This is a genomic window from Leifsonia sp. 2MCAF36, assembly GCF_052115525.1.
Taxonomy (GTDB): Bacteria; Actinomycetota; Actinomycetes; order Actinomycetales; family Microbacteriaceae; genus Leifsonia.
The window spans coordinates 1-8765 of record NZ_JBFRGV010000019.1; the positions used below are offsets into that span (position 1 = coordinate 1).

The window sequence follows — 8765 nt, forward strand, 5'->3', positions numbered from 1 at the left end:
GGCGGTTTCAGGCGGTGAGTGCAACACCGCGTAGGTACTCGTCGAGTTTCTCCGCTGGGGTGTGGAAGTTCAAGGTCTGCCGGGGTCGGATGTTGAGCAACCGTTGGGTTTCGGCGAGGTCGGTGTCGGTGATCGTGTTGAAGTTGGTGCCCTTGGGGTAGAAATCGCGGATCAGACCGTTGAGGTTCTCGTTGCTGCCGCGCTGCCAGGGCGAGTGCGGGTCCGCGAAGAACACCCGGCAGCCGGTCGCGATGGTGAATCGGGCGTGCTGGGCCATTTCGCTGCCCTGGTCCCAGGTCAGCGTGGAGAACAAGGCGGCGGSCAGCTGTTCGATCGTCTGGGTCAACCGGTCGATGACGGTCTCGGAGTCCCTGGTCCCGGGAAGCCGGGCCAGCAGCGCGAACCGGCTGGAGCGTTCGACCAGGGTGATGATCCCGGAGTTCCCCGGCCCGACGACCAGGTCGCCTTCCCAGTGACCGGGAACAGCCCGGTCGGCTGCTTCCGCCGGCCGGTCGCTGATCCGGGCTCCCTCCAGCCAGGGCCGGTTGCTGCGGCGCGGCAGCTTCGACTGCGGCACCCGACCTTTCCGCCCGCTGCGTAACGCTTTGACCACGGTCAGCTCGTGTCGCAGCGCGCCTTTGCCCTGAACATAGAGCGCCTGGTAGATCGTCTCGTGGGACACCCGCATATCCTCTCCCGGAAACAGCAGCGGCAGCCGCCCGGCGACCTGCTGCGGAGAGAACCGCTTGTTGAGCTGACCGACGACCGCGGCCCGCAACTGCGGATCCTCATCCAGCTTCCGCGGCTTGGGCCGGGCACGCCGTTCCGCCGCGACCTGGTGCGCGATCTCAGCGTCATAGTGCCACTGCGTCCGATACGACAGCTTCGAACGGCTGATCTCCCGCGACACCGTCGAGGGGGACGCGCCGACCAGCTCGGCGATCCTTCGTCTGGACAGGCCCTGCGCCAGGCCCACCTGGATCACCGCGCGATCTGCCAGCGACAACCGACGTCCGCGACCAGAGCCAGCTCCGATCTCACCCGGCGGTCGGACACGCAACAACCCAGGACGGCCACCAGGAGCGAATTCCATACCGGCCAGCATCGCCCACCACGTCACCCGCCGCATCGAAACCCCCAAAGCCGACACGACCTGCGGAGCCGACGCACCACCCACCAGCATCCTCAACGCCTGAACACGTGTCTCCAACGACGAATCCGAAACCATCCCAACCCCTCCCAAGAACAAGAGGTGTTGCACTCACCAACTGAAACCGCCCACGACCGCCGACGGGTCTCCGGCGGCGACCACCGCGCCCGCGCGCAGGGCGACCAGGTGGTCTGCGTACCGCGCGGCGAGGTTGAGGTCGTGCAGCACCATGACGACCGTCGTGCCGCGCGCGGCGTTCAGGTCGAGCAGCAGGTCGAGCACCTCCAGCTGGTGGCTGATGTCGAGGAAGGTGGTCGGCTCGTCCAGGAGCAGGATGCCGGTCCGCTGGGCCAGGGCCATCGCGATCCAGACGCGCTGACGCTGGCCGCCGGACAGCTCGTCCACCGGGCGGTCGGCGAGGTCGGCGACGGCGGTGACGGTCATCGCCTCGGCGACCGCCTCGTCGTCCTCGTTCGTCCAGCGGCGGAACCAGCCCTGGTGCGGGTAGCGCCCGCGTGAGACGAGGTCGGCGACCGTGATCCCATCGGGGGCGGTCGGCGTCTGCGGCAGCAGCCCGAGGCGTTGCGCGACCTGCTTGGTGGGGACCGTGTGGATGTCGGACCCGTCGAGCAGCACCGCACCGGAGGCGGGCGGCAGGAGTCGGGACAGCCCGCGCAGCAGCGTGGACTTGCCGCAGGCGTTGGGCCCGACGATGGCGGTCACCCGGCCGGCCGGGATGTCCAGGTCGAGTCGGTCGACCACCACGCGTCCCTCGTAGGCGAGCGACAGGTCGCGGGTCGCGAGCTCGGGTGCTTCGGGTGTTTGGGATGTCATGTCAGCCTCCTCGGCCCACGGAGTTGGTTCTGGCGAGCAGCCAGAGCAGGTATGGTGCGCCCACGATGCCGGTGACGACGCCGACGGGCAGCACGACGCCCGGGATGGCGAACTGGGTTGCGATGTCCGAGACGACGAGGATGAGCGCTCCGAGCAGGGCGGACGGCACCAGTGCCAGCGACCCGCGGCCGACGATCCTGCGCGCGATCGGTGCCGCGAGGAACGCCACGAACGACACCGGCCCCGCGACAGCGACCGCGATGGCCGCGAGAGCGACGGCGACCGCGACGACCGCAAGCCGCGTGCGCTCCGGCCGCACCCCGAGGCCGGATGCGAGGTCGTCGCCGAGCGACAGCGCGCTCAGCGGCCGGCCGACCGCCAGTGCGCACGGGACCAGGACCGCCGTGCCCACGCCGAGCACCAGCAGCGCCGTGGGGTCGATCGTGTTGAGGCTGCCCGTGATCCAGACCAGCGCCTGCTGCACGTCGGTGATGTCGGCCCGAGTGAGCACGTACGAGACGAGGCCGCCGCAGAAGGCGGCGATGCCGATCCCGACCAGCACGAAACGGTACCCGCTCACACCGTTCCGCCAGGCCAGCAGGTAGATCGCGGCGGCGGCCATCAGCGTCCCGGCCAGCACGACCCCCGACAGCGCCAGCCCGGTCAGCCCGAACCCGATCAGCGCGATGGAACCGGTGGCGCTCGCTGCGGCGGTGATGCCGATGATGTCCGGGCTGGCGAGCGGGTTGCGGGCGACCGACTGGATGAGTGCGCCGGAGACCCCGAGGCACCCGCCGACGAGGACACCGGCGACCAGCCGCGGCAGGCGCAGCTCCAGGATGACGAAGGAGGTGAGGCGGTCGGCTCGACCGACCAGCGCGGCCAGCACATCCACCGGCGCCACCGAGGCGGCACCGAGCGTGAGCGAGACGGCCGAGACGACGACCACGAGCAGCGTGAGCACGAGGGACACCCGCAGTGTGCGGGACCGTCCGCGGCGTCGGTCGCCGCGAACGGTGGCGAGAGTCTCCGTCATCGTCGGGGACGCGGTCAGCGCGCCGCGGGCGCTCACAGGCCCACCGTCCGGCGACCGCGCACCAGCGCGATGAAGACCGGCGCACCCACGAACGCCAGCACCACGCCGACCTGCAGCTCGCCGGGCGGCGCCACCACGCGCCCCAGGATGTCGCAGGCGAGCAGCAGCGACGGCGCGATCAGCGCCGAGTAGGCGAGGATCCACCGGTAGTCCGCCCCGACGACCCGACGGGCGATGTGCGGGACGATCAGACCGGCGAAGGCGATCGGGCCGACGGCCGCCGTGGCCGAGCCGCACAGCAGCACGATCGCGACCCCGCAGAGCACGCGGGTCATCCCGACGCGCTGCCCGAGGCCGCGCGCGACGTCGTCGCCCAGCGCCAGGCCGTTCAGCAGCCGGCCGACGACCAGTGCGATCACCGCCCCGGCCGTCAGCGTCGGCAGCACCTGCCAGAGCACGCCGAAGCCGCGGCCCGCCAGGGAGCCGACCTGCCAGAACCGCATCGCATCCAGCGAGACCCGGCTGGTCAGCTGCACCGCGGTGATGAGCGAGCCGAGCGCTGCCGAGACCGCGGCCCCGGCGATGGCGAGCTTCACCGGGGTCGCGCCCTCCCGGCCCAGCGACGACACGGCGTACACCAGGGCGGAGGCCAGGGCCGCGCCGGCGAACGCGAACCACAGGTAGCCGGAGGGCGACGTCACGCCGACGAACCCGATGGCGACGACCACCGCGAAGGACGCTCCGAAGTTGACGCCCAGGATGCCCGGGTCGGCCAGCGGGTTGCGCGAGAGCCCCTGCATGACGGCCCCGGCGAGCCCCAGCCCGAGGCCTGCCGCGATCCCCAACAGGGTGCGGGGGAGCCGGGTGTCGACGATCACCAGCGCGTCCGCATCCGTTCGGGAGTAGTGCAGCACCGCCTGGAGGACGTCGACCGGCGCGATGGTCCGCGCGCCCACCATCAGGCTCAGCACCGAGAGTGCGGCCAGCACGACGCCGGCGACGACGAATCCTGCGAGCAGTCGCCGGCGCCGTCGCGCGACAGCGGATGGCGCGCTGGCGCTTCGCGCCGGCGCCGCGGTGTCGACGGTCGTGGGCATCCGCCGCTACTTCACGGCGTCGGCGGCCTTGGCCAGCTGGGGCACGTAGCGGTCGAGCATCCACGGGATGCTGAGCACGCTCGGCGCGCTGGTCGCGGCGACGAACGACTCGCCGACGACCGGGGCGAAGCGGCCCTCCTTGACCGTGGGCATGGCGGCGACGAGCGGGTCGGAGGTGAACGCATCCACCGAGGACTGCGTATCGAAGTACATCACCAGCAGGTCGGTGTCGATCTTCGAGAGGTTCTCGTTGCTGAGCTGGTAGAAGAAACTGCCGTCGCCCTTCGACGGGTCAAGCGCGCCGATGCTGGGGGAGTTCTTCAGCCCGAGGTCGTTGAGCAGCTGGACGCGTGGGTCGTCCGCCCGGTACACGTTGAGCTTGCCCAGCTCGTTCGCGGCGGCGTAGAAGAAGGTCTTGTCCTTCAGCACCGGGTACTTCGCGGCGAGCGCCGTCACGGAGTCCTCGGTCTTCGTGACGAGCTCGTCGGCCTCTCGGGTCAGGCCGAGGGCCTTGCCGACGATAGCGGCCTGATCGCGCCAGCTCGTCGCCCACGGCTTCTCCGGGTACGCCACCACGGGCGCGATCTTGCTCAGGGTGCCGTACTCGGCCTGCGTGAGGCCGGAATAGGGGGCGAGGATGACATCCGGCTTCGCGGAGACGAACTCCTCGAACGGAACCTCGCCGGTGGCGGCGTTCAGCAGTTGCGGGGTCTTGCCGCCGAGCTCCGTGATCCGGTCGGCATCCCACGGCAGGACGCCGTCGTCGGTGCCGCTGTAGGCAAAGGAGGGCATGGCGACGGGGATGATGCCGAGCGCCAGCACGATGTCCTGGGCGCCCCATCCCCAGGTCGCGATGCGCTTCGGCTTCGCGTCGATCGTGGCGGAGCCGAGCGCGCTCTTCACGGTGACCGGGAAGGCGCCTGCGTCCCCGCCGGCCGTGGTCTCTGCGCCCGAGCTTCCGGCGCTGCAGCCGGTGAGGACGAGGGCGGCGGAGGCGGCGATCGCGGAGGCGATCAGGGTGAAGCGCGACCGGCGACGGGCGACTCGAGCGGCACGGGGCATGGTTCTCCTCGGAACGGGGATGGGATGGATGGGCCGCGGGCTCGACGTGCGGCCCTTAGGTAAGCCTAACCTAATCTCACCGGGCGTCAACGTGGAAGGGCGCAGCGCGGCGGCGCCGGTCGAAGATGGCCGGCAGCGCGTCCCCCCGGGGTCCGTTCGCCACTCGGGTGAGGCGCCTCAAGCAGGCGCGCTCCTGGTCTCCGGGCGGACGCGTTGTCGACCTTCGTCTCTGGCAGCGAGCAAGCGCCGTGGTCGGACGGATGCGACTCATGCCAGGCCCCATGCGGGGACACCACCGAGCCGCGCGTGCCGTGCGGCCTGAGGGTGGCAACCCCCGAACTCTACGCGCGTCGCCGCCGTCACCGCCATCCCCCCGGGAGGTGTCCGAGGGGCGCGCCCCGGAAGCCGACGGTCGCGCATGGAAGAATCGAGCCATGGCCTCCTCGATCACCCCGCCCCGCGGCATGCGCGACTTCCTCCCCGCCGAGAAGGCCCGCCGCGAGCACGCACTCGGGGTGATCCGGCGGAGCTTCGCCGCCCACGGCTTCGACGAGATCGAAACGCCCGTGGCCGAGGATGTGGAGCGCCTCCACTCGGGTCTCGGCGGCGACAACGAGAAGCTGTCGTTCAGCATCCTGAAGCGCGGCCTCGACGGCGACGACCTGACCGCCGCCATCGACTCCGGCGACCTGCTGGGCCTCTCCGACCTGGGGCTCCGCTTCGACCTGACGGTCCCGCTCGCGCGCTTCTACGCCTCCCACCGGGCCGAACTCCCTCCGGTGTTCCGCAGCATCCAGATCGCCCCGGTCTGGCGGGCCGAGCGACCGCAGAAGGGCCGCTACCGGCAGTTCGTGCAGTGCGACATCGACATCATCGGCGAGCCGACGCAACTGGCCGAAGTGGAGTTGATCACGGCGACCGCCGCGGCGCTCGAGGCGCTCGGGCTGACCGACTGCACCATCCGGATCAACGATCGGCGCATCCTCAACGGGTTGCTGGAGTACTGCGGCTTCGACGAGACGCGCTGGCCGCAGGTGCTGATCTCCATCGACAAGCTCGACAAGATCGGCGCCGACGGCGTCGTCGCCGAGCTCTCGGAGGGCGGGGCCGACGCCGCCGCGGTGCTCGGCGGAATTCTTGCCGATCTGGAGCCGTACCTGGCCGACGGGGGAGTGGAGCTCACCGTCGAGGCCATCAGCGGCATCCTGCCCGAGGGCATGGACACCGACGCGGTCGCCGACCTCGAGGCGCTCGCCCACGCACTCGACACGCTCCCGCCCGGCGTCAGCCTCCGCTTCGACCCGACGCTCGTCCGCGGGATGGGGTACTACACGGGCACGATCTTCGAGATCGCGCACCCCGGGTCGGGCAGCTCGGTGGGCGGCGGCGGCCGGTACGACGGGATGATCGGGAGGTTCCTCGGCACGGATGTGCCCGCGGCCGGGTTCTCCATCGGCTTCGAGCGGGTCGTCGACCTGATCGAGCTCCCGGAGGATGCCGCCCAGGAGTCCATCGCGCTGGTCTACGACCCGGCTGTGCCGCTCGACCGGCTGATGGGGATCAAGTCCGAGCTGGTCGCGCGGGGCAGCCGTGTCCGGCTCGACCGTCGGGCCAAGAACCTGAAGGCGGTGCTCGACCGGGCGGCGGCCTCCGGGTTCCGGTCGTTCGCGTTCGTGGATGTGGACACGACGGACGCGTCGGCCCTGGAGCTCAAGCCGCTGGCGTAGGCGTGTCGCGGCCGGCCCGGGCTCGGACGACCGCCCGCGCCGCCGGAAACGGAGGAGACTGGCTCGTATCCGGCTCCGAATCTCCTCCCAATGGCGTCATCTAACTGTCCCGGCCGCACTCACTCCTCCCTTTCCCGACCTGCCATGGAAAGGGAGGTGATTCGGTCTGACACGCCGGTCGCCGGAGGGAAACGGAGGACGGTGGGGTGCGAGCGGCGGTAAAGTCCTCCGTCTCTGCCGCGTGAGTGAACCGGCTGGCGTGTCGCCCACCCGGACCGCTCACTAGACTGACTTCGGAATCCCACAAAAACCACGCAAGGAGACAGTTGTGGCTGCAATCGAAGCTGTAGGCGCTCGCGAGATCTTGGACTCGCGCGGCAACCCGACCATCGAGGTCGAGGTGCTCCTCGAAGACGGCACGGTCAGCCGCGCCGCCGTCCCGTCCGGTGCCTCCACCGGCGCGTTCGAGGCCTACGAGCTGCGTGACGGCGACAAGGGGCGCTACCAGGGCAAGGGCGTGCTCAAGGCCGTGGATGCGGTGCTCGACGAGCTCGGCCCGGCCATCGAAGGCTTCGAGGCGGCGGACCAGCGCCTCGTCGACGACGCGCTCATCGAGCTCGACGGCACCGACAACAAGAAGCGCGTCGGCGCCAACGCCATCCTCGGCGTCAGCCTCGCCGTCGCCAAGGCCGCGGCCGACTCGGCCGACCTCCCGCTGTTCCGCTACCTCGGCGGCCCCAACGCGCACATCCTGCCGGTGCCGATGATGAACATCATCAACGGTGGCGCGCACGCCGACACCGGCGTGGACATCCAGGAGTTCATGGTGCTGCCGCTCGGTGCGGAAACGTACTCCGAGGGCCTGCGCTGGGGTGTGGAGACCTACCACTCGCTCAAGTCGCTGCTGAAGTCGAAGGGGCTCAACACCGGCCTCGGTGACGAGGGCGGTTTCGCGCCGGAGCTCGAGAACAACCGTGCAGCGCTCGACCTGATCTCGCAGGCCATCGAGCAGGCCGGCTTCACCGTCGGACGCGACATCGCGCTCGGCCTCGACGTGGCCTCCACCGAGTTCTTCGAGAACGGCGTCTACCGCTTCGAGGGCCAGGACCGGTCGGCCGCCGAGATGAGCGCCTACTACCTCGAACTCGCCGCCAACTACCCGCTGGTCTCGATCGAGGACCCGCTGGCGGAGGACGACTGGGAGGGCTGGACCCACCTCAACTCCGAGCTCGGCGAGAAGCTGCAGCTCGTCGGCGACGACCTGTTCGTGACCAACCCGAAGCGCCTGGCCCAGGGCATCGCGGTGAAGGCCGCGAACAGCATCCTCGTCAAGGTGAACCAGATCGGCACGCTCACCGAGACGCTCGACGCCGTGTCGCTCGCCCAGCGCAGCGGCATGACCGCCGTGCTCTCGCACCGCTCAGGCGAGACCGAGGACACCACGATCGCCGACCTCGCCGTCGCCACCAACTCGGGCCAGATCAAGACCGGCGCGCCGGCCCGCTCCGAGCGTGTCGCCAAGTACAACCAGCTGCTCCGCATCGAGGAGGAGCTGGGCGACGCCGCCGTCTACGCCGGCCGCACCGCCTTCCCGCGCTTCACCGCGTAACGCGACGCAGCGCCTTCGGCCCCCGGGACTCCGTCCCGGGGGCCGCTCTGTGTGCCCCCGACTCCTCCGCTACACATTTGCCCCAAATGATCGCTTTGCGGCGGGTGAGTTCGTGCGGTGAGTGCAACACCTTTCGTTTTCGGTGAGGGGTTGGGATGGGGTCGCATTCGTCGTTGGAGGTTCGGGTTCGAGCGTTGGGGCTGCTGGTGGGTGGCGCTTCGGCGGTTGGTGCGGGAGCTCAGTTGGGGGT

At 70.3% G+C, this 8765-nt stretch carries 7 protein-coding genes; 2 read left to right on the forward strand and 5 right to left on the reverse strand.

Translation table 11 applies throughout. The annotated features are described in order from the left end of the window. Nucleotides 1–7: 7 nt before the first annotated feature. The 5 genes from AB4079_RS19355 to AB4079_RS19375 are packed head-to-tail and all read right to left on the reverse strand — an operon-like array spanning nt 8 to nt 5179. Nucleotides 8–1228, reverse strand: coding sequence for an IS30 family transposase (locus AB4079_RS19355; RefSeq protein WP_441788962.1), 1221 nt, complete (start codon nt 1226–1228; stop codon nt 8–10). Between the two features lie 33 nt (nt 1229–1261). Continuing rightward, nucleotides 1262–1984, reverse strand: a complete 723-nt coding sequence (locus AB4079_RS19360) for an ABC transporter ATP-binding protein (protein ID WP_441788963.1) — start codon at nt 1982–1984, stop codon at nt 1262–1264. 1 nt (nt 1985) lies between these two features. Then, the gene (locus AB4079_RS19365) at nt 1986–3056 is read right to left on the reverse strand and encodes a FecCD family ABC transporter permease (protein WP_441788964.1); all 1071 of its coding nucleotides are present in this window, start codon (nt 3054–3056) and stop codon (nt 1986–1988) included. Further along, complete coding sequence (locus tag AB4079_RS19370) at nt 3053–4117, reverse strand: FecCD family ABC transporter permease (protein WP_441788965.1); 1065 nt, start codon at nt 4115–4117, stop codon at nt 3053–3055. Before AB4079_RS19370 ends, AB4079_RS19365 begins: the two co-directional genes overlap by 4 nt. A gap of 6 nt (nt 4118–4123) precedes the next feature. Beyond that, complete coding sequence (locus AB4079_RS19375; RefSeq protein WP_441788966.1) at nt 4124–5179, reverse strand: iron-siderophore ABC transporter substrate-binding protein; 1056 nt, start codon at nt 5177–5179, stop codon at nt 4124–4126. A 434-nt stretch (nt 5180–5613) separates the two neighbouring features. Between AB4079_RS19375 and hisS the strand changes: the two genes are divergently transcribed. Together hisS and eno are read left to right on the forward strand one after the other, a co-directional pair. Further along, on the forward strand, nt 5614–6906 hold the full coding sequence (gene hisS / locus AB4079_RS19380; protein ID WP_441788967.1) for a histidine--tRNA ligase: 1293 nt from the start codon (nt 5614–5616) through the stop codon (nt 6904–6906). 328 nt (nt 6907–7234) lie between these two features. Continuing rightward, entirely contained in the window at nt 7235–8515 is a 1281-nt protein-coding gene (eno, locus tag AB4079_RS19385) for a phosphopyruvate hydratase (RefSeq protein WP_441788968.1), read from the forward strand. The last annotated feature ends 250 nt before the right edge of the window (nt 8516–8765 follow it).

What these genes read in the sequence shown, in the direction of transcription:
- AB4079_RS19375 (WP_441788966.1), bottom strand. Translation starts at nt 5,179, where the DNA reads ATGCCCCGTGCCGCTCGAGTCGCCCGTCGCCGGTCGCGCTTCACCCTG.
- AB4079_RS19370 (WP_441788965.1), bottom strand. Translation starts at nt 4,117, where the DNA reads ATGCCCACGACCGTCGACACCGCGGCGCCGGCGCGAAGCGCCAGCGCG.
- hisS (WP_441788967.1), top strand. Translation starts at nt 5,614, where the DNA reads ATGGCCTCCTCGATCACCCCGCCCCGCGGCATGCGCGACTTCCTCCCC.
- AB4079_RS19360 (WP_441788963.1), bottom strand. Translation starts at nt 1,984, where the DNA reads ATGACATCCCAAACACCCGAAGCACCCGAGCTCGCGACCCGCGACCTG.